Source organism: Salinispora goodfellowii (genome assembly GCF_059570675.1).
The window spans coordinates 16,715-37,143 of record NZ_JCANTD010000040.1 but is presented as its reverse complement, the minus strand read 5'-3'; the positions used below and the strand labels follow the sequence as shown (position 1 = coordinate 37,143).

Sequence of the window (20,429 nt, the reverse complement as noted above, 5' to 3'; positions counted from 1 at the left end):
CACCGAACGCATGTCCATGCCGGTCATGCTCCTGGCCGCCGCGTACATGCTGTTCCTCCTGTACCCGGCTGTCACCGCCGTGGACAGCTTCTGATCCCGACACACCAGAAGGAGAAGCGCCATGCGTCCCAACAAGCTGATGGCCCTGCTGACCCTGGCACACCTCACCCTCACCGACCGGGTACGCCGGCTTCGTGACTCCGGCGATCGGGGCAGCGAGACCACCGAGAAGGTCATGTGGATCGCGCTGCTCGTCACCCTGGTTCTGGCTGTCTACGCCATCTTCCAAAGCAAGATCATCGACAAGATCACCGGGATCGACCTCTAACCATGGACCGCACCCGAGGCAGACGATTCCGATTCGGTGGTGACCGCGGGTCGATCACCACCGAGGTGGTCCTCTACGCGCCCCTGCTGTTCCTTCTCGTCCTCGTCGGCGTGCAGTTCGCCCTGTGGGCCCTGGCCCAACTCGGCGTCCAGCACGCCGCCAACCACGCCCTGCAAACCACCAGGGTGTCCGACGGCACCGCCGCCGCCGGCCGCGCCGACGCCGCCGAGGTGCTACACCAGGTCGCCGGCCAGGTCGTCGTTGACCCGAGCGTGTCGGTCACCCGCACCGCCGACACCGCCACCGTGGCGGTGTCCGGCCGGGTGCCGGCCGTCGTGCCGTTCCTGCGTCTGCGGGTCAGCACCCAGGCCAGTGCCCCGGTCGAGCGTTTCCGCCCCCTCACCCTCTCGCTGGCCCCCTGGCAGTCCGGAGTGGAAAAGGACCCAACATGACCCGCCAGCGGAGCCTCAGCGGAGACCCACTTCGCCGCCGGGCGGTTCGACTGCGGGGAGACCGTGGTTCGGTCAGCGTCGAGATAGCGCTGAGCTACGTACCGCTGATGGTCCTGGCCGCCCTCGCGGTGGTGGCGTGCCTGCGCCTGGCCTCGGCCGCCATCGACGTCAACTCCGCTGCCGCCGCCGCAGCCCGCCAGGCGTCCCTCGCCCGCACGCCCGGCGAGGCCCGCGCCGCAGCCGCCGACGGCGCCTCCGCAACCCTGGCCGGGCGGCCCTTCACCTGCCAGCCGTCCACCGTCACCGTCGACCCCGGCGCGTTCGTCCCCGGCGGTCAGGTCAGCGCCACCATAGCGTGCACCGTCCGCCTCGAAGACCTCTACGGCCTCGGCCTGCCCGGCACGATCACCATCCGAAGCACCTCACACCAGCCCCTCGACACCTACCGTGGGACAACGGGCCCATGAACCGGCTACGTACGCGCCTGCGGCAGGCCCGCCACGACGACCGAGGCCAGATCACCCCGTGGACGATCTTCGGCGTCGTTCTCGTCCTCATCCTCGCCGGCCTGGTCCTCGACCTGGGCCTGGGCATGTCGGACAAGGTGCGGCTGCTCGACGTCGCGCAGGGCGCCGCCCGGGCAGGCGCCCGCGAGATCGACCTCACCACCTACCGGGCCACCGGCACTGTCCAGCTCCAGCCCGCCCAGGCTGCCGCAGCCGCGCGGAGCTTCGCCCAGCAGGCCGGTGTCGACGGGCAGGTCACGGCGTCCGCCACCCCCACCGCCGTCACCGTCACCGTCAGCGGTACCCGGCCCACGCAGCTGCTGCATCTCGTCGGGATCAGCGCCCTGCCGGTGTCCGCGACCGCGACCGCCAGCCCTCTGACCGGCGTCACCGCACCGAACTGACCAGGACCGCCACACCCACGACCGGGAGCCCCAGTGTTCGCATTCCTCACCGCCACCGCCCGCCGGTTGGCCGGACTCGGGGCCCTGGTGCTGCTCACCGCCGGCGTGCCGTACGCGCTCATCCGATACGTCGGCTGGCCGCTACCCCGCGAGGTCCCCACTTGGCAGGACGTCGGCGCCGCCCTCACCTCACCGCTGACCGACGCCATGCTCGGCAACGCCGTCGTGTGCCTGCTCTGGGCAGTGTGGGCGGCGTTCGCCTGGTCGCTGGTCGCCGAGGTCGCCGAAACCGTCACAGGCATCCGCCTGCCGCAACCCCGAGCCATCGCGCCGGCCCGCGGACTCGCCGCCATCCTGGTGGCCGCCATCACCGGCGGCGTCCTCGCCACCGCCGCCCAGGCCGCACCGACCCTCACCCCGCCAGCACAGGCGACAGCCGCCCACACCAGCGCCACCGGTCCGGCTACGGCGACCGCCGTGCCCAGCAGCACCGTGCGGTTGGTGAGCACGGATGGGCACCACACGCAGGCCTGGCAGGCAGCCGCGTCGACGTCCGCCCTGCCGGACATGAGGGATCGGATACCTGAGCGGCTGGTAGCGGGCCACGTGACGCTCGTGTCATCCGGGCAGACCTACACCTGCGAGGTGCGGCGCGGGGACACCCTGTCGAAGATCGCCCAGCAGTGGCTCGGCGACGCCAACCGGTGGCCCGAAATCTTCGCCCTCAACCGGGGCACCCACTTCCACGACGTCGGCGGCACCCTCACCAACCCGAACCTGATCTACCCCGGCTGGACCCTCGAACTGCCCGACGACGCCACACCACCCGCCGGCACACGCCGAACCCCACCACACGCCGACCCCCCGGCGGCAGGCCCCGAACAGCCGACACCCGGCACCGCCGCCTCCCCGCCGACACCACCGAGCCAACCCACCCAGCCGCCACCCGACGCGCCGTCCGCGAGCCCGTCGACAGGCCCCACCACCACGGCACCGCACGACGGTGACGACGGCATAGTCCACGTCCCCTCGCCGCCGGTCTCCACCGCGCCCGCTGACCCGCCGTCGGCCTCCGGAGCCTCGACGACGCCCCGCCCCTCGGTCAACGGACAGCAGACACCCGGGCCGCGAACAGAGGCGTCACCCGGAGTCTCACTCGGCACCGGCAGCTGGCTCGACGCCGGGCTCGTCGCCGCGATCCTCGCGGCCGTCGCCCTCGTCTGGGCCCACCGCCACCGCCGCTACACCCGCCGGCCCGTGTCGGCCGACCTGCGCTTGGACGACCCCGACGTGGCGCCCATGCCGCCCGTGGTGAACCAGATCCGCCGCCGCCTGCGCCACGCCACCACGACCTCCACCGACCCGGCCGGCTACGAAGGTCCGGACGACGACCTCGGGCTGTTCACCGACCCCGACGGCGCCGAAGCGGACGACAACATCTCCGTACCGGACAGCCCTGACACCTCCGATCAGGACGCCGACCTGCTCGACGACTGTCCGGAGATCGCCGGGCGGCACGACCAGAACGGCGCCCTCGACGACGCCGGTCTCGACGACGAGGACGACCACGAAAAGTCGGCGCCTGCCGTGGACCCGAGCGCAGGAGACGACACTGCGCTCCGCCCGGTGGTGCCATCGCTGGCGCACCCGCTCGCCGCGGTCTGGCCGCCTGCCGGCCTGGGGCTCACCGGTCCCGGCGCGGAGGCCGCCGCCCGCGGGTTTATGGCCGCCGCCCTGGCTGCCGGGGGCCTCGACGCACCAGAAGACCGCACCTGGCTGGTCATGCCATCAGCGACCGCGGCGACGCTGCTCGGCGCCGGTGCCGTCGCGCTGCCCCGCACCCCGCGTCTGACCGTCACCGGTGGCCTGGACGAGGCACTCGACCTGCTCGAGGCGCAGACCCTGCGCCGCAGCCGCATCGCCTACGCCCACGAGGTCGACACCGCCGCCGAGGCACGCGCGGCGGACCCGACCGGGGAGCCGATGCCGCCAGTCCTGCTGCTGGCCGACGCCGACATCCGCCACCAGCGCACCCGTATCGCCGCGCTCCTCGCCCAGGGCCAGCGCCTGGACATCCACGGCGTGCTGCTGGGCGCCTGGCCCGACGGCGACACCGTCGTCGTCGCCGCAGACGGCACCACCAACCGCGCCCAGGGGGAAGGCTCCCGCCACGGTGGACACCCGGCCGACATCGGCCGACTGGCCGTCCTCACCCCGTCCGAGACCAGCGACCTGCTCGTCACCCTCGCCGAATCCCACACCGGCCAGCCGCAGGCTCCCGCCCCGACCGAACCCGTCACCACCGCCCAGGCCACGACCGCCGCACCCGATGCGCAACCTTCTTCCGACACCGAGCCGGCGCCAGCCGACGTCCCTTTCCGCGAGGGTGACCACCTGCCGGCATCTGGCCCGGAGCCCGTGCCCGCCGCCCCAACAGCAACAGCAGGCAGCGCCAGCAGCGAGACCACCCCGGCCACCCAGGCAACTCCGCCCACCGATGCCCATGCCGGCGGCGCGGACACTGCCCGCGGCGGCGCGCCCCCGCCCGCCGTGGAGGAACCGGACACCGACGGCGCGGCCGAAAACAGCCAGAAGACCAGCCACGGAAGGGTGCAGGTCACCGTACTGGGCACCGCCGCGATCGTCGACGTGCCGCCAGGGCCGACACTGCGCAAGAAATCCCTCGAAGTGCTCGTCTACCTGGCCGTACACGACGGCGACGCCTCCGCCGAGGCGATCCTCGACGACCTGCTCCCCGACGCCCCCGCCAACAAAGCACCCGGCCGGCTCTACACCTACGTGTCCGACCTGCGCACCATCATGCGCCGCACCGCAGGACGCGGCACCTACCTCACCCACCCCCACCAGCGCTACGTCCTCAACCGCGACACCGTCGACGTGGACCTGTGGCGCATGCGCGCCGCGATCCGCGACGCCAACCAGGCCACCGACCCGGCCGAGCGCCTTGCCGCGCTACGCCGCGCGGTCGACACCTACCGCGGACACCTGGCCGACGGCGCCGACTACGAATGGATTGAGCCCTACCGCGAAGCCGTCCGGCAGCAGGCACTCGACGCCTACCTCGCCCTCGCCGACGCCCTCACCGACAACCCCGCCGAACAGCTCACCGTCCTCGACGCCGCGATCGGCCACAACCTGTACGCCGAAGAGCTGTACCAGCAGGCGATGCGGGCCCGCGCCGCGCTCGGGCACCTCGACGCCATCCGCAGCCTGCGCCGCACCCTGACCCGCGCCCTCGGCGAGATCGACGCCGAACCCAGCGACGACACCATCGCCCTGGCCGACGAGTTGGTCGCCCAGGTGCAGCGGCCCGCCCGCCGACCCGACCTGCGGCCGGCACCCCGGCCCGGTGACGGAGCCGCTGCATGACCGCCACACCGCTACCCCGGCAAACCGCCGCCCGTACAACGGAGGTAACAGAGGCCGACCTCCGGCACCTGACCCGCCTGCGGTGGGCCGTGCGGGCGGTGCTCGCCCTCGGCGTCGCCGCGTCGATCGCGGCGAACGTCCTACACGCCCGGCCGAACCTCATCAGCCAGGTCATCGCCGCGTGGCCACCCCTGGCGCTGCTGCTGACCGTCGAACTCATCTCCCGCGTCCCCGCAGATCGCCGCGGCCTGGCCGCCGCCCGGCTGATCGCCGCCGCCGTCATCGCCGGCATCGCCGCCTGGGTGAGTTACTGGCACATGGTCGGCGTTGCCGCCCGGTACGGCGAAACCGACGCCGCCGCCTCCTACCTGCTGCCCATCTCCGTCGACGGGCTGGTCGTCGTGGCCAGCATCAGCCTGGTCGAAATCGCGGGACGGATCCGCACCCCCTCCTTCAGGCCGGTCGACGGCCGGCAAAACGCTACCGCTCCAACGGAGACGCCATCCCCGCCGGCCGAACCCCCAAGCCTGGAAGCACCGGCCCCCGCATCCGAGCAGGTCGGCGCAACGCGGCTGGCCGGAGGCTACGACGCCTCGCCGCCGCCGCGGCCGGAGGCTGCGAACCGTGGCGATGAGGACAAGCAGCTGGCTACGGAGATCGCCGCGGACGCGTCGACCGGTTCGCGCGGCACCGAGGAGGTGGCACCCGAACCCGGACTGGTCGACGCCCGCGACCACGACGACGCTCACCACTTCCGGACCGGCGATGAAGCCTCGGCGCCCGGAGACACGACCCCGTTTCGGGGAACGGACCTTTCTCACCTCGACGCGGACCGACCTGGAGCCAACTGGTCCCGCACCACCGGGTATCCGGCCACGCCGATCGAGAACTCCGACGAGCGGGACTTGGTGAATCCCCCGGCTGACGCCGAGGACGCTGAACCGGACACCATCGAGGACCAGGGACAAGACCCCGAACCTGACCCAGGCGACGGCAGAAGCGGCCCAGTGGTGCCGTCCGACACCGCCGGGGCCGTGGCCTACTGGTACCGCCACGACCCGTCCCTGCACCCGGCCGACATCGCCACCAGAATCGGCCGCTCGGAACGCACCGTCCGCCGGTACTGGCCTCCCGTGCAGCGAACCGCCAACGGACACGACATCAGCCGTTCCACCGAGCAGGTAGGCGCCTCGTGACCACCGCGTGACGCAGACCGGCAGCGCCCCCGCGCCCGCAGCCCCTCGCCGCCAACCAGCCAGACCCCGGCCCTTGAGACGCGAGAAGCACGAATCGCCTGGGGGCGCAGGGCGCCCCTGTCGGCCTTGTCGACATCCGTAGCTCGCCGACGACCTGCCCGGTGAGTCGCCGCAGTAGACAGAGTCGTCGACCGTATACGGTGACTTCGCCGAGCCCAGTGACGCCGGAATCTGCCGAGTTGAGTGCACTTGATCATGAGATCTGGGCACCAAGTTTTGTGTTGCATACGCCCAACTGAAGAGTGACTTGGGTAGCAGTCAACCCTGCGTCCTCATTCCCCCTGGCCGGGTAATGTCTGGCCAGGTGCACAACGCGATTACTGCGGAGCCTCACCATGCTCGAAGCGAGCGGAACGGGCTTTAGTTAGAGCGGCAGCCAAATCCGTGTTAGTCCACCCCTCAGCGGTCCAGAATGATTTCCTGAGTCTCCAGTGCTCTAGTGGAATTCCCCTGTATGAGGTCGGGCCGACCGCGAAACCCTCTGGGGTCTGTTGTATACCCTGCTGATCCTTAGGCGCGGCTCCGATCGGCTTCATATCCTGGATTGGCACGTACTCGGTCATGGCACTGAAGCACGGCACGGCTGCGATGCCCGGCTTGCCCGGGACGGGTGACGGAGATCGAGGTATGCCGCCCGCCAGCATCCGGTAGCGCCACCCGTCGACACACGCTTCACTGGCCAACTCCAGGGCGAGGTTCACTTCACGCTGCGTCGGAGTCTCACCCTTGATCTCCAGATGAACCTTTGCATGAGGCAGTCGGAAGTCTGGCAGGTAGCGGCCAGACGGTAACTCCCACCCCTCATGCTCGTACTCCCATCGCACGTCCATCAGGTCCATGAAGAAGGCCCACCGGGCCTCCAGGCGGCTGCGAAAACGGCAGCCCGCGTAGTGGGTCTCGATCGCCTTCATCAAGCCATTCTCCTAAGCAACGTCGAGCTGGGTGCATCCGGGCTCACTCATCTAATCGCGATCTGGTTACCAGCCTGCGACCGCCGATTACTCATCGGGAATAGGGACCGTGGGCCGTCGGCCCAGCCGTCGTCGCAGCGTCCCGGATATTTCGCGCCTGGACCTTTGGCATCCGGCGCACCTGACGCGGTACAGGAAGAGCGGTACGCCGATAGGCATGACCGAATCGCGCTGCCAATGAAGAAGGGACCGGTCTTCTTACTCCGGACACGGTGAGCTGCCGGGTGCGTGCGTCCGCTCGGGCCATGTGACCGGTGCCGGTGGGTTGGTGCCGAACCGTACGTTGGCGTATTCGAAGACCGGTAGGTGTCGCCCGGAGCAAAGATCGACTCCCCACTGGTCAGGCGCGTCTTGCGGTATGCGCCCAAGGCCTGTCCGTCGGCGATGACCAAGGCCGTGTTGTGGTACCGGCCGCGGTGCCACTCGATGATGCCGAGCACCAGCATCTGCCGGATCCCGGCCAGCCGGTCCAGCAGCGAGATCAGTTCCGGGGAGCCCAGCTCGAGGGCCTGGTCGCGGACGTGTGGCTCGGTGACCAGGTAGCCCTGCAGGAAGCATTCGGGGAACAGAAGCACGTCAAGCTCTGCGCGTGTTGCCTGCACGGCGAAGCCGTGGATCGTGTCCACGGCCGCGTCCACGTCACCGAGGATCTCCGGGGTCTGGCATGCGCCGATTCGCACGACGACACGGTACCCGTCGATGTGGGCCGGCGGGCCCGGTCGTGCGCGGGCTCCGGGCGCCTGTTGCGGCGTCCGGAGCCTGGCGGCGGTGGTCGGTCCGGTGGTCCGGTTACAGCTGGGCGATGAGCGGCTGTGCCTGAGGGTCGAAGTCGTACCCGCTGTCCCAGGGGAATCGGCCCTCTCGGTCGGGCCACACGAGCTGCTGGAGGCGGGTTTTCTCTCGGCCGTAGCGGTTGATAGCCATCGCGGGCAGCAGCTCTTCGGTGGGTGGTCCGTCGATGATGATCGCGTCGTAGCCGGCGATGAGGTCGTTGATGCGTTGGCCGTGGGTGAACCGTTCGGCCTTGTCGTAGACCCGGCGGGCAAGGTCGTTGAGCAGGCTGTGGGCGACCTCGGGTGGCAGTCCGGCGGTGATCAGTTCGGGGTAGTCGTGGGCGGTGAGCCCGACGGTGTAGGCGAACGGGGCGGTGGTGTCGGGGTCGTCGGCGGTGGGCAGGACGTGGGTGACGGCCCAGCCGGTTGTGTCGATGATCTGTTCTTGGCGTTGGAGGAAGTCGTCGGTGTTTGGCACGTGCTGTCTCCTGGTCAATTGGGCGTACGGGTGGAGTCCGGGTCGGGTGGCTCGACGTCGACGAAGCCCCAGAGTCGTTCCATGACCTGGAGCTGCCAGGTGCGGTAGCGGTCGGCGAATCCGCGGCAGACCGCGGGCGGGACCGGACTATCGGCGTAGGGCAGTGTCGAGTGACAAATGATGTATCCCGCCGCACCCCGCGCCTCGGCGACCATCTGCTTGAGTCGGCCGGGGTCGAGGTGCATCGGGTTGCCGGGCTTGAAAATGCAGGTGGAGCACTCGCGGGCGAGCCGTCGGGTCTTGCGCAGTTCCGGGTCGCCGACGCTGAGCTGGGGTGACCGGTCGGTGCCCGGTTCGTCGGCGGGATCGAACATGCTGTCCATAATCAACTCCTTGGCGTAACGGCGTGGGGCCCGCATCCGTCGATGCGGGCCCCACGGATCTGAGTGAGCGGAAGGCCTCGGCGCCCGGGCGGCGCCGGTGTGGCCTGGTCAGAGCCGGCGTAGCCAGGTGAGCACCGTGTCGATGTCGGTACGGCGCAGCCCGTGAGACGGGTCGACGGGGTAGAGCAGGGTGGGTGCGCCGTCGCGGGTGCGCTGGTCGGCGGTGGTGGGGTCCTTGCCGCCGAACTCGTCGTCGAGGACGGCGAGTGCCCGACGCGCGGCCCAGGGGTAGAGGGCGGAGAGTTTGCTCTGGTGGCCGAAGCGGACACCGCCCGCGTGGACGGGGATGTGCGGCCAGGTGGTCGGCAGGTCGAGTCGTGGGGCGATCCATCGGGCGGCGAGGTGGTTCCAGCTGGTGCACCACACCGGTTGGGCGTGTTCGGCCAGTTCCCGCAGCCATGGCCCGTGGTCGGGGTGGAGCCAGACGGTGCCGGTGACGTGCTGTCCGTCGGGTCCGGGCCCGTCGTAGCGGTGTGGCTGGTAGCCGAGCGCTGCGGCGTGGGCCGGGTTGGCGGGGTTGAGGACGCCGTCGACGTCGAGGGCCACGATCGGCGGAAGCTCTGGGTGTGCCAGGAGTTGGGTGCTGGTCACGGCTGGGCCTCCTGGAGGGTGACCGGGTGCAGCGGCACGATGAGCCGGTCGGCTGCGCGGCCGGGTCCGCCGTCGGGTTGCCACGTGTCGGCGGCGGTGTGGGTGGGGAACGGGCCGACGGCGGCGAGCCCGCCTTGGGTGCGGTCGAGCAGCACGAGGACGGCGGTGCGGGCGTCGTCGAGGGCGGGCCGTAGGGCCGCGGCGAGGGTAGTGGGCAGGTCGACCCAGCAGGTGGCGGGTAGGGCTGTTGTGGCGGGGTCGTGCAGCGGCACGGGTTTGGTCACGGCGAGTGTGGTGCTGTCGAGCGCGAGCATGGGGGCGAGGGAGCGGGCTGTTTCGGCGCCGCTGGTGGGGCCGTGTGCGGCGAGTTCGCCGCCGGTGTGAACGGCGAGCAGCGCGTACGGGTCGCGGATCTCCAGGGAGTCCAGGACTGCGAGGGTGATCATGTCTCCGGTTCGCAGGTCGCCCAGGGTGAGCAGGACCGGCCGTCCGTCCGGGTCGCGGGTCCAGGTGATTACGTCGAAGTGTTCGCTGGTGACGTCGCCGAGACGTCGCCAGGCGCGGTTGTCGGTGTCGAAGGGGTGTTCGTTGTCGGTGCCGAAACGCATGGGATGTGCTCCTTGTGATGGGCGGCGTCGTCTCGCGTCCGGACCTGGCCCACCGGGTCATTGGGGACGCGATGCATGGACGCTTCGATGGCGCGGGATGGTCAAGTCGCCGACCGGCGGCGAGGGCTATCCGCTGCCGGCCCCGCGAGACGTGGCGGGTTGCCGGCGGCAGCCCGCCTCTGCGGGGCTTGGGTACGTCGTTGCCGTGGCCGCGCGCGGCGCTGCCCGGCCACGGCCGTTGCAGCGCCGCGGCGCGGGGGTGGGACTGGTCGGTCGCCGGACGGCTCGGCTGGGCTTAGGCCTGGGTGAGCGCGGTGACGGCGGCGTCGGCGATCGCCGCGACGGCCTCGACGGGATCGGCGACAGTGAGGGTGGTGGTGTGCGTGAAGGTGTGCCTCCACATCTGGTCGGGGCCGGTCAGTTCGCTGTCGGCGAGCGGGTCGGCGGGGTGCAGCCACAGCACGGCGCAGCCGGCCTGGTGCAGGGTGGTGACGAGTTGTTGCCCGGCGGGGATGTCGTCGAGGTAGCCGTCGGAGACGACGGCGAGCATCCGCAGGGTGCGGCCGTGGCGTAGGTCGAGGAGTTGGTCGGCGACCTTGACCGCTTCCGGGAAGGTGGCGGTGGCGAGGCCGGTGCGCATGGTCAGCACCTGCGTGGGGCGGGTGTGTGGGGGTACCAGGACGGTGGTGCGGTCGCCGAACCCGATGGTGGTGGTTGTCGCGTCGGCGCGGCGTGCCGCGTTGGCGAAGATCCACGCTGCGGAGGACATCGCCTCGGTGTAGCGGTCCATCGAGCCGGACAGGTCGACCAGGACGGCCAGGTGCAGACGGGGTTTCTCCGGTGGGAGCTGGGCGCGTTGCTGCCACGGGGCGGCGGTCGGGAGTTGACCGGCGGCGATTTGCGCTTCGGCGGTGATGGCCTGGCGGGTGCGCAGCCGTCCGGGTGGGATCGCGGAGGGCCGCCGGCCGGGTTCGGGGTGTTGGGTGCGGGCTTGCCGCAGCCGGTGGGCGAGGTCGCGGGCCGCGCGGTGTTCCTGCTCGGTCGGGTCCCGGCGGTCCCACTCCGACGGTGGGCTGTGCCGGTAGGCCAGCAGCGCCGCGGCGTACTCGGCCGGGGTGACGCCGGCGGCGACGGCGAGGTAGTCGACGAGGGCCGCGGCGAGGCGGCCGGCGAATTGCCCGGCGTCCGGTACGGGGGTGTCGTACTGCTGGTCGGGGTCGATGCCGAGGACCTGACACCACCGTCGGGCCAGGCAGATCATGGTATCGGCGTCGGTGTCGTCGCAGGTGTGGGCCTCGCGCCAGATGTCCCGCAGTCGCCGCAGGCGTTTGCGTCCGAGGACGCCGGTGACGGCGGCGCGGATAGGGCGGACGTCTTTACTGGTGACGATGCGGGCGTCGACGCGGGCCAGCAGCAGGGCGGCGAGTTGCCCGGCGTGCCACGCGTCGTCGACGGCCGCCTGGTCGGGGTCGAGGAGGGTCGTCACGACGTGGCGCAGCCAGCGGCGGTCGCTCCGGCGGCGGGCGCGTTGGCGTCCTTCGGCCCGGGATTCCTCCAGCATGTCGGCGACAGCGGCGAGGATCGGCGGGGTGCCGGGCGGGGTGGCCCAGCGGCTGTGCGCGGCGTGCGCGGCGCCGTGTACGAGCAGCCCGTACCCGGTGGGCACGAGGCGCTTGTGCCGGGCCTTCGTCGGGTCGGTGACGTCGGGGCTGTCGGCGATGTAGGTGGCGTCGACCTCGATCCGGTTGAGGTCGGGGTAGAAGCACTCGGGCGCGTCCCCGGCGGCGCCGGGGGCGACGAGGACGGTGAGGTCGGTGCGGCCGGTCAGCAGCGGGACGTGCTGGGTCCACGCCGCGGACCAGCCATGCCAGTCACTGGCGCCGGCCGGCGTCGGCGGTGCGCCCTGCTGTAGGTGGGTGCTGGGGTGTGACACGGATTGGCTCCTTCCAGAAGGGGTGGACTGCTGTCAGCGCTTGCCGAGGGCGAGCGCGGTGATGGGTGTGCCGGTGTGGCGGGACAGGGCGGCGGTGACGTCGTCGCGGGCGTCCTCGGGGGCGATGCCGGCCAGGTTGGCCAGGGCGGCGGGCATGCCCAGGTGGTCGCGGACCTTTACGAAGCCGAGCAGTTCGCGTAGCTGCGGCGCCCACACCGTCTTGCCGGCGGCGAGGTCGGCGTTGAGGTCGATCGCCGCGGCGACGACGGGCTTGGGAACGCCGAGTTGGCGGGCGAGGTCCCAGTCGGTGGTGACGTGCAGGTGGACGGTGAACCGGGAGGCGAGGGCCTCGGTGAGCACCGCGCCGTGTACGCCCGGGTTGTGGCCGGCGGCGATGTAGAACCCGTCGACGGCTTCCACGGTCTCGTTGCCGTGGGCGGGGATGGTGATGATCCCGCGGCCGTCCATTGCCGGGTACAGCACGGCCAGGACGCGGGGCGGGATGAGGGTGGCGTCGTCGACCAGTAGCACCCGTCCCTCCCGCATGGCGGTGACGAGGGGTCCGTGGACGAACTCGTAGCCGCCGCCGGGGATCGGGTTGTAGGAGCCGAGGAAGTCGTCGACGACGGTGTCGCCGGTGCCGGCGACGGTCAGCAGGTCGGGGAACGCGGCCTCGACCATGGCGGTCTTGCCGGTCCCGGGCGGCCCGTACAGCAGCACCGGCACCTGCTGGGTGCGCAGTCGCTGTAGTTCCTCGACGTCCCAGCCCCGGCCGAGCCGCCGCGGGTGGTACAGCGTGCCGTTCGGTCGCGGTACGGGCGCGGGCCGTCCCTGCCGGCCACCACCGCCGCCGCTTCTGCTGGAGCGGGTGCGGGGCGCGGCGGGTGGGAGGGTGCCGGCGGCGTCGATGCCGGCCTGGGTGATCTGGAAACGGTGGTGCGGGTCGCGGTGGTGGGTGGCGTGCCCGGCGGCGGCCATCTTCTTAAGCACCTCGAACACCGCCCCCGAGGATGGCGCGCCGATCGCCCGGGTGATCTCCCCGGTCTTGAGAATCTGGTCGGGGTGGTCGGCCAGGTGCAGGGCCACCTTCCGGTACAGGTAGCCGGACCGGCCGGAGGCGGGCTCCGCGGTGGGTGTGTCGGTCGCGGCCGGGTTGTTCTGCGGTGCGCCGGCCTGGGGGGCCGGTGGGATTGGTGTGGTCATGGTGATGCCTCGATTCCAAGGTCAGGCCCGCGCACCCGTCTCCGGGTGCGCGGGCGGTGGGTACCGCACAGCGGAGACGGGTGGGGCCAACCCCGTGCCGGCCTGGTCGGGCCGGGCGGGTGGGCGACCACACCCCGGTGGTGCTGAAGAGTTACGGCGGCACGTCGGGTCGCCGCCGGTGCGTGCTGGTCGGTGTCGACGCCGCGCGGGCGGTGTCTGCGCCGACGATGGAACGCCCCACCGCCAAATCGATCAAGTCGAATTGGTGCGGGGCGCGGGATCGCTGACGTGCCGGCTGTCTACGCGGGCACGTCGAGGGTCGGGAGCTGGGCCGGTCGCCAGGTCGCGGTCAGTCGGCGCAGCCCCGTTCGCAGCCCTGCGGGTCGCACTGCTGACCGTCAGCCATCCGGGCCAGGGCCAGCCCGTCGTCGCCGTCGAGGAACGGCCAGCCGAACCCGTCGGCGAACGCCTTGACCTTGGGCGCCCCGTACATCGGGTAACCGGCGTGGTCCATCCCGGCCACGATGTCGTCGCGGCCGAGGAGCCAGGCGAGTTCGCTGAGCTTGTCCACAGACCGGGTCGCCGAGTTGCCCCGGTGGTCGAGGATCTTCCCGATGGCGAAATCGAGGTAGTCCCGGGCGTAGGTCTCGTGGTCGACCCGCTGGGTCCACTCAACCGGGTGGCGGGGGGTGATGACCTGGCGGGCGTGGTCGAGGTCGAGTGCCTCCACGAGCACGTCCTCCCGGAAGCCGAGGATGTCCTGTCGGTTGGCCCGCAGAGCCCAGACCCGGGTGACGATCTCCTCTTGAGTACGGATGGTCACGTGGTTTTCCTTCCTGTTGGTCCTACCTGTCGTGGTGGTGTGTCGGGTGCCGCTGCCGGAGACGGCTCGGTTCCGGGTGACGCGGCGCGGCCTGGCCGGGGGTCGCTGGGCCTATGCCTGGTCGGGTTCGGGCAGGTCGCCGACGATCCGGTCGCAGGCGTACGGGTCGACGGCCTCCCAGCACCAGCTGCGGCCCATCACCACGTACCGGCCGTCACCGTCCGGGGCGACGCGTTCGATGGCTTCCGGATCGTCTGATAGGGCGCGCTGGTCGACCACGAGGACGTCTCCGTCGAAGGACAGGTCGGCCAGATCCGCGTCGACCCGGCGATCCAGGTCGTCCTCCGCCACGCCCTGCTCGCGCAGGCTGCGGCGGTGCTGGTCGCGGAGCCGGTGCTGGTCGGCGACGATCGCCTCCGCCACCGGGCGGGTGCAGGAGAACACCGCCCACCCGTTCCAGTGGTCGATCAGGGTGCCGACGAAGCCGATCTCGAAGCGGTCATCGCCGTCCGGGCCGACGGTCATCGCCCACTCGCCGGAGAACACGCCGACGTCGCCGAGATGTACCCGGTCGGGGTGCAGGTGGGACACGTCGCGGCCGGTGGGGCTGGCCGCGAGGTGACACAGTTCGGCGACACGCTCCTCGGCGGCGGTGGCGAAGGCGTCGCGGTAGACGGTCATCGCCTCGTCGCGCTGCTGGATGCGCAGCCCGAACCAGCCGGAGACATCGCCGGTGGCGTCGGCGAACAGCTCCCACCCTGCGGCATCGACCGAGTCTCCAGCCGAGGAGAAGTGGGGCAACGTGTCGAGGACGGCGGGATCGCCGTCGTGGATGCCGGCCAGGATCCGGCGGGCGGCCAGGCGGGTGTCGCCGCTGACCCGGGCGCCGATGGTGTCCTGCGCCCACCATGCGGCGGCGGTGTGGCCGGCCTCGGTGCCGGCGGCCCGCATGCGCCGCAGCGCGGCGGCCCATTCGGTGGCCTCGCCGACCAGATCGCCGGTGGGCGGCGGGGTGGCGGCTGGTGCGATGCGGTCGCCGTCGTCGAGGCACATCGACAGCGTGGAGCCGCTGTCCCAGGCGACCTCGACGAGGTTCTGCCGCTGGTCGTGGCGGCGGACGGTGCCGGTGTCGCCGGCACGCAGCCGGGTATGTGGGTCGCTGGTGTGAATCAGCGCGACGCGCTGGCCAGGCTGGTAGCTCATGGTGGTCTCCGATCGGTGAGTGGACGGGCCATCGCTGCCGCTGGTGGGCGGCGAGGGCGTGGGGTCGGGTGTGTTCATCGGGCGCTGCCCGTCGCGTCACCCGTCGTGGGGTTGTGCGGCGGCCAGGGCTTGCGGGTGACGTGGTCGCCGAACATCGGGTCGGTGGCGACCGAGGAGCCGCAGCGGGTGCAGCTGGTGGCGGTGTCGTAGCCGTAGCCGGCCATGGACGGCATCTCGACGTGGTCGATCTCGTCGACCGCGCCGCAGACGGTGCACACCGTCATCTCCGGGCCGCCGCCGTCGTCGTCGGCGGGTTCGGTGATGAACAGTTCGTCGGCGGGGTCGAGGTGGTGGGCGCTGTGCCGCAGCCAGCGGCCGTGGACCGTCGCCTCGTACACCACCAGCCGCCGCTGGTCGAGGTGCAGCAGGTACAGCCACTCCAGGGCCCCGTCGACGTCCTCCCGCAACGCGCCCCGCCGGACGGTGTCGTTGTCGGCGGGGTAGCCCAGGCCCGGTACGGGCTGCTGCTGGTCCCAGCGGCGGGGCTTGGGGTTGACAGCGAGGGACCACCAGTCGTGGGCCAGCAGCGCGGCGGCCATGGCGCCGGTGTCACGGCTGAACGTGTCGGTCCAGATCCGGCGCAGCAGCGGCACCAGAACCTGCGGGTCCTCGCCGAACTGGATCCAGCGTGCGGTGTACCTGCCGCGGAGCGCCGCGACACCGATGAGCGTGGGTGTGCTCACGGGCTTTTCCTCCTCAGGGTTGTGTGGATGGGGGTTGCGGTGGTCGTCCCGGGGCGGGCCGCCCGCCGAGCTGGGGGTGGATCACGCAGCCGCCGCCGACGTTCGCGATGGCGACTACTGGTTGAGGGGCGCGCCGACGGAGGCCATGAAGGCGACCGGGTCGACGGCCGTGCCGGAGGTGTGGTCACCGAGGTGCACCTCGAAGTGCAGGTGCGGTCCGGACGAGTGGCCGGAGCTGCCGGAGACGCCGATGACGTCACCGGCTGCGACCTGTTGGCCCTCGGCGACGGAGGGGTGGGTGAGCATGTGGCAGTAGCGGGTGATCGCCCCGCCGGGGTGAGTGATGTCGACGTACCAGCCGCAGCCGCGGGTGAGAGTGGGGTCGCCGTCGCGGTCGCAGCCCCACTCGGCGCCGGTGCGCACGTCGACGGCGTTGCAGCGCACGACGGTGACGGTGCCGACGGACGCGGCGTGGATCGGGGTGTCCTTGGGCACGATCAGGTCGACGCCGTCGTGGCTGGGCCGACCCGGGGTGCGGAAGCCGGAGCCGACGTCCCCGTGCACAGGCTGTGTCCAGCCTTGGGCGCTGACGGTCACGCCGCAGGCGGCGAGGCCGGCGCTGACGCCGGTCAGGGCGGCGACGATGTGGGTGGCGTCGGGTTCCCACTTGGCGTAGGCGTCTGGGAAGGCCGACCGCTGCACCCGTTGGGCGGCGACGGTCAGGGGCATCGCTTGCCAGCCGTCGACGGCCAGCAGCTTCTGGTAGAACTTCGTCGCCGCGTACTGCGGGTCCCGTAGCTGCTCGGGGGTGCCCCACCCCTGGGATGGCCGCTGTTGAAACAGGCCGACCGAGTCGCGGTCCCCACCGGGTGTGTTGATCAGGGAGGATTCCTGCATCGCGGTGGCCACGGCGACGACCCAGCCGCGGGGCGCGACGCCGAGACGCATGCCGACGGCGGTGATCGTGGCGGCGTTGCCAACCTGCTCGGCGTTCCAGTCACCGACCGGACCGATCCCGCCCAGGGTGGGGGTGGGCGAAGCCGCCGAGGCGGTGGGTGTGGCACTGGTTGCCGTACCGCAGGCACCGGCGCCGCCGCCGAAGATCAGGGTGGTAGCCAGTCCGGAGCACAGCAGCAGGACACCGACGACTGCGATAGCGATCCCGGACAGCACGCGGGTGGTCATGACTGGACTCCTTCAAGGGCGGGACGGGCCGGCGGGGCGCGGGGACGACGAAGGCCGCGCGGGCCTGGAGGGGCGTCGCGCGGCCTTCGGGCGGGTGCAGGGAATCAGCGCGCGAGGACGGCCACCTTTTCGCCGTGCAGCAGGGGTGCCCCGTCGGGGCCTTTGATGTGGGCGTTGATCCAGATCCGGTAGGGGTGGCCGTCGCGGTCGATCAGGCGTCGCCAGTGGCCGCGCACGACGAACCGCACCCGGTAGTGCCACTTCGGTTCGCCGCCGGTGGGTTCGGCGAGGGGGCTGGTGCGGCGCAGCATGACCACGCGGGTGTCGTGGCGGATGCTGGCCCGCACAGCACGGCGCCGCGCCGCGCGGTCCAACGGGGCGGCGGCGACAGTGGCCAGGGGTTGGGCCTGGATGCGCCAGAAGGCGTAGGCGATAGCGGCGCAGGCGCGCATCGGGGTGGTGTTCTCGTCGATGCAGAACCTGCCGTCGGGTGCCGGTTCCCAGTCGCGGTCTTCTGCGTCGAGGAGGGGCAGGTCGGGGCGGGGGTCGACGGGTTGACCGATGGGGATCTCGGTGAAGTCGGTCAGCACGTAGGGGCCGAACTGGCGGGCGAGATCGGGCCGGTCAGCGAGTTGCGCGCGACGCCGGACGGCCGCCGGGTCGTGCGGGTCGCGGTGGTCGGCCCAGCCAGCGATGGCCCAGAACGACCGGCCGCTGCTGGTGTTGGTGGTGCAGGCCCAGGTGATAGCCCCGATCGAGGACACCTCACCGCGGAGGCTGCGATGGTAGATCGGTTCGGGGAGGAACAGCACCCCACCGTCGTCAGGGGCGATGTCGGCCGGGAGCACCTCGCCGGTCAGGTCGAGGGCCGCCGCGGCGGCGGCGACGATCGCGGTCATCGCCGGGGCGATGACATATGGCTCGCCGAATCGCCACGGATTGGCGGTGATGGCGCGCACCGCGGTGAGGACCTTCGCGATCCCGTCGGGGCTGGGTTCGGGGTGGTTGGCCAGGCGGCTGCCGAAGAACGCCTGCAGGTACTGCGCCGCAAGCGGGCTGCGGTGGTAGTCGACCATGCGGGCACGCAGGTCGACGGCGGTGCGGGCGTAGCCCGCGAGCGTGTCGTTCGGTAGGAAGTTCACCAGTTGCCTCCAGGGGTGCGTACTTAGGCGGCCAACGCCGCCGCAGGTGGACGCCGGTAGACGCGGGATTCCAGCGGCACCGCGTCCGGTACCGGCGCGGGCTTCGTCAGGGGTGCCGGCGGGCGAGCGGGGGTGAACCAGCCGGGGAAGCGACGCGGCGGGGCGGGCACGGGGGCGCGTCCCCGTGCGACCCCGGCCGGGCGCGGCGACGGCGGCGGGGGCGCCGGGGCGAGGGTGGTGGGTGCGCACCGGGCCTGTTGTTCGGCGCGGCGGGCGGTGCGCAGCGCCCAGCAGGGGCCGTCCTGCCCACGGCACTGCAGGTTCGCGCAGGCGCCGTCGGGTCCGAGTTGGTGGGCGGCGGCGACGTCGACCGCGAGGGCCCACAGGAGCCGGTCAGTGACGTCGTCCGGGACGGCGGTGCGGTCGCTGGGGCGCCGGCTGCGGCCCTTGGGATGTGCGGGATGTGCCATGGCGGGTGGCCCTTCGGTCGGCGGATCGCGGGCATGCGCGGTCGCCGCCCGACTCGCGTCGGGGCCCTCGGGAATGCTGGTGTCCGGACGACGGACGACGACCAGCGGTGATCGACGCTCATCTCTCAATGAAGGTCAAGTCGCATGGGGCGGGCAGGACCTTGCCCGGCCCCGTACGACGGCGAGGGTCCGTGGTTCAGGTGGTCTGTTCTGGGTCGAGGCGTACGCGGGTGGGGTCGACGGTGGTGAGCAGGTGGCGGGAGACGCCACGCCAGTAGCGGCCGTTGTTGCCGCCGAGCGGGACGAGGGAGACGCGGCCGGTGCCGGTGTCGCGCAGCACCACGTACAGCTCGCCGGGAGGCTGCTTCCAGCCCGCTCCGGCGACGGTGACGAGGGTGCCCGAATGCAGCGGCGCCTCGTGGATCATGGTCCACTCGCCGCCGGTACTAGCGCTGGTGGTGCTACCGCTGGTGGTGATGTCCGCTGCGGGGGCGGGCCGCAGGTAGGTGGGGTTGACCTTCACGGGTCGGCCGCCGTCGACGGGTTCGACGACGACGTTGACCGGCAGTAGCCGGGTGACGCGGTAGGTGACGCCCCGGGTGCTGGCGCGGGCCACCGCCGGGTCGATGATCACCCGGTCGCCGACGGTGTAGGTGTGAGGGCTGCTCATGGTGGGTGCGCTCCGTATACGGGTTCTCGGCGACCGTCGCCGAGGACGGGGACAGCAGTCGGGGGCGGGGTGGAGATGGGGCACGGTGAGGACCTCGCGCCCGTCGACGGGCGCGAGGTCCTCCTGGTGCGACCGTGAGCGGTCAGCGGTGCCGCAGGTCCCGCAGGCGGGTGCCCGGTGGCAGACCGGTGTGGCCGGTGGTGGCGCTCGCGCCGTGAACCCCGGATCCGGTCTCCTTGGCCTGGTACATGGCGATGTCGGCCTGACGCAGCAGGGTGCGGGGGTCGACGCCGAGGGCGGCGGTGGTGTGCCCGACGCTGGCGCGTACGGCCACGATGTGTGCGCCGAGGTCGACGGGGTGACGGCCGACCGTCCGCCAAGCGGCGCGGGCTGCTGCGGCGACGTCGTCGGCGCCGCCGTCGATCAGCAGGGCGTACTCGTCGCCGGACAGGCGCGCGGCGAGCCGCACCGGTCCTCGCAGGGCGGCCAGCCGTCGGCCGACCTCGGTAAGGACGTCGTTGCCGGCCTCGTGGCCGAAGGTGTCGTTGATGGCCTTGAAATGGTCGAGGTCGAGGAGGACGAGCCCGAACGGGCCATCGGTGCGGGTGGCGCGGGTGAGGGCGGCGAGCAGGGCCCGCCGGTTGGGCAGGCCGGTGGTGTCGTCGTGGTCGGCGGCGTAGCGGGCGCGGGTCAGCGCCTGCTGCTGGCGCCACAGCAGCGCTGCGGCGAGGGCGAGACCGGCGAGGATTCCCCCGGCGGCGGTGACGATCGAGGTCAGGATGGGAGACACTTCGGAAGCTCCTTGTCAGGTAAGGAGCACCGGGGGCGGGCGTGGTTCCGGGAAGTTCGACGCCCGC

The 20,429-nt window shown here is 71.8% G+C and carries 22 protein-coding genes and 1 pseudogene; 7 read left to right on the top strand and 16 right to left on the bottom strand.

The features are described 5' to 3' along the window. From T398_RS23955 to T398_RS23925, 7 genes and pseudogenes are all read left to right on the top strand, one after another. Positions 1 to 94: pseudogene (locus T398_RS23955) on the top strand (type II secretion system F family protein); the annotation flags it as partial. A 27-nt stretch (positions 95 to 121) separates the two neighbouring features. Next, positions 122 to 328: a hypothetical protein gene (locus T398_RS23950; protein ID WP_018827021.1), complete on the top strand. Its 207-nt coding sequence runs from the start codon at positions 122 to 124 to the stop codon at positions 326 to 328. Between the two features lie 2 nt (positions 329 to 330). Next, a complete protein-coding gene (locus T398_RS23945) occupies positions 331 to 780 on the top strand; it encodes a TadE/TadG family type IV pilus assembly protein (protein ID WP_496450129.1) in 450 nt (149 codons plus the stop codon). Further along, positions 777 to 1,247, top strand: a complete 471-nt coding sequence (locus tag T398_RS23940; RefSeq protein ID WP_496450128.1) for a TadE family protein — start codon at positions 777 to 779, stop codon at positions 1,245 to 1,247. The genes T398_RS23945 and T398_RS23940 overlap by 4 nt, the downstream gene beginning before the upstream one ends. Beyond that, the gene (locus T398_RS23935) at positions 1,244 to 1,690 is read left to right on the top strand and encodes a pilus assembly protein TadG-related protein (RefSeq protein ID WP_496450127.1); all 447 of its coding nucleotides are present in this window, start codon (positions 1,244 to 1,246) and stop codon (positions 1,688 to 1,690) included. Before T398_RS23940 ends, T398_RS23935 begins: the two co-directional genes overlap by 4 nt. Positions 1,691 to 1,723: 33 nt before the next feature. Next, positions 1,724 to 5,080, top strand: coding sequence for a BTAD domain-containing putative transcriptional regulator (locus T398_RS23930; RefSeq protein ID WP_496450126.1), 3,357 nt, complete (start codon positions 1,724 to 1,726; stop codon positions 5,078 to 5,080). After that, entirely contained in the window at positions 5,077 to 6,276 is a 1,200-nt protein-coding gene (locus T398_RS23925) for a DUF2637 domain-containing protein (RefSeq protein ID WP_496450125.1), read from the top strand. Before T398_RS23930 ends, T398_RS23925 begins: the two co-directional genes overlap by 4 nt. A gap of 377 nt (positions 6,277 to 6,653) precedes the next feature. On the opposite strand, the gene T398_RS23920 is transcribed toward T398_RS23925, so the two are convergent. The 16 genes from T398_RS23920 to T398_RS23845 form a co-directional block, all read right to left on the bottom strand. Next, complete coding sequence (locus T398_RS23920; RefSeq protein WP_278107999.1) at positions 6,654 to 7,247, bottom strand: PDDEXK family nuclease; 594 nt, start codon at positions 7,245 to 7,247, stop codon at positions 6,654 to 6,656. Between the two features lie 47 nt (positions 7,248 to 7,294). After that, positions 7,295 to 7,987 carry a carbon-nitrogen hydrolase family protein gene (locus tag T398_RS23915; protein WP_496450124.1) on the bottom strand — a complete coding sequence of 231 codons (693 nt, stop codon included), beginning with the start codon at positions 7,985 to 7,987 and terminating at the stop codon, positions 7,295 to 7,297. 109 nt (positions 7,988 to 8,096) lie between these two features. Further along, positions 8,097 to 8,558, bottom strand: a complete 462-nt coding sequence (locus T398_RS23910; protein ID WP_496450123.1) for a DUF4262 domain-containing protein — start codon at positions 8,556 to 8,558, stop codon at positions 8,097 to 8,099. Between the two features lie 14 nt (positions 8,559 to 8,572). After that, on the bottom strand, positions 8,573 to 8,941 hold the full coding sequence (locus T398_RS23905) for a hypothetical protein (RefSeq protein ID WP_496450122.1): 369 nt from the start codon (positions 8,939 to 8,941) through the stop codon (positions 8,573 to 8,575). Positions 8,942 to 9,049: 108 nt separating this feature from the next. Further along, positions 9,050 to 9,592: a hypothetical protein gene (locus T398_RS23900; protein ID WP_496450121.1), complete on the bottom strand. Its 543-nt coding sequence runs from the start codon at positions 9,590 to 9,592 to the stop codon at positions 9,050 to 9,052. Next, positions 9,589 to 10,200: a hypothetical protein gene (locus T398_RS23895; protein ID WP_496450120.1), complete on the bottom strand. Its 612-nt coding sequence runs from the start codon at positions 10,198 to 10,200 to the stop codon at positions 9,589 to 9,591. Before T398_RS23895 ends, T398_RS23900 begins: the two co-directional genes overlap by 4 nt. Positions 10,201 to 10,495: 295 nt before the next feature. Next, complete coding sequence (locus tag T398_RS23890; RefSeq protein WP_496450119.1) at positions 10,496 to 12,133, bottom strand: VWA domain-containing protein; 1,638 nt, start codon at positions 12,131 to 12,133, stop codon at positions 10,496 to 10,498. A 33-nt stretch (positions 12,134 to 12,166) separates the two neighbouring features. Beyond that, positions 12,167 to 13,336: an AAA family ATPase gene (locus tag T398_RS23885; protein WP_496450118.1), complete on the bottom strand. Its 1,170-nt coding sequence runs from the start codon at positions 13,334 to 13,336 to the stop codon at positions 12,167 to 12,169. A 349-nt stretch (positions 13,337 to 13,685) separates the two neighbouring features. Continuing rightward, complete coding sequence (locus T398_RS23880) at positions 13,686 to 14,159, bottom strand: hypothetical protein (protein ID WP_496450117.1); 474 nt, start codon at positions 14,157 to 14,159, stop codon at positions 13,686 to 13,688. Between the two features lie 111 nt (positions 14,160 to 14,270). Next, entirely contained in the window at positions 14,271 to 15,362 is a 1,092-nt protein-coding gene (locus tag T398_RS23875) for a DUF4314 domain-containing protein (RefSeq protein WP_496450116.1), read from the bottom strand. Positions 15,363 to 15,436: 74 nt separating this feature from the next. Beyond that, the gene (locus T398_RS23870; RefSeq protein WP_496450115.1) at positions 15,437 to 16,105 is read right to left on the bottom strand and encodes a hypothetical protein; all 669 of its coding nucleotides are present in this window, start codon (positions 16,103 to 16,105) and stop codon (positions 15,437 to 15,439) included. A gap of 114 nt (positions 16,106 to 16,219) precedes the next feature. Then, on the bottom strand, positions 16,220 to 17,290 hold the full coding sequence (locus T398_RS23865; protein ID WP_496450114.1) for a peptidoglycan DD-metalloendopeptidase family protein: 1,071 nt from the start codon (positions 17,288 to 17,290) through the stop codon (positions 16,220 to 16,222). Between the two features lie 104 nt (positions 17,291 to 17,394). After that, on the bottom strand, positions 17,395 to 18,432 hold the full coding sequence (locus T398_RS23860; RefSeq protein ID WP_496450113.1) for a hypothetical protein: 1,038 nt from the start codon (positions 18,430 to 18,432) through the stop codon (positions 17,395 to 17,397). Between the two features lie 23 nt (positions 18,433 to 18,455). After that, complete coding sequence (locus T398_RS23855) at positions 18,456 to 18,902, bottom strand: hypothetical protein (RefSeq protein ID WP_496450112.1); 447 nt, start codon at positions 18,900 to 18,902, stop codon at positions 18,456 to 18,458. A 196-nt stretch (positions 18,903 to 19,098) separates the two neighbouring features. Beyond that, positions 19,099 to 19,572, bottom strand: a complete 474-nt coding sequence (locus tag T398_RS23850) for a hypothetical protein (protein WP_496450111.1) — start codon at positions 19,570 to 19,572, stop codon at positions 19,099 to 19,101. Between the two features lie 142 nt (positions 19,573 to 19,714). Next, positions 19,715 to 20,362: a GGDEF domain-containing protein gene (locus T398_RS23845; RefSeq protein WP_496450110.1), complete on the bottom strand. Its 648-nt coding sequence runs from the start codon at positions 20,360 to 20,362 to the stop codon at positions 19,715 to 19,717. Between the last annotated feature and the right edge of the window lie 67 nt (positions 20,363 to 20,429).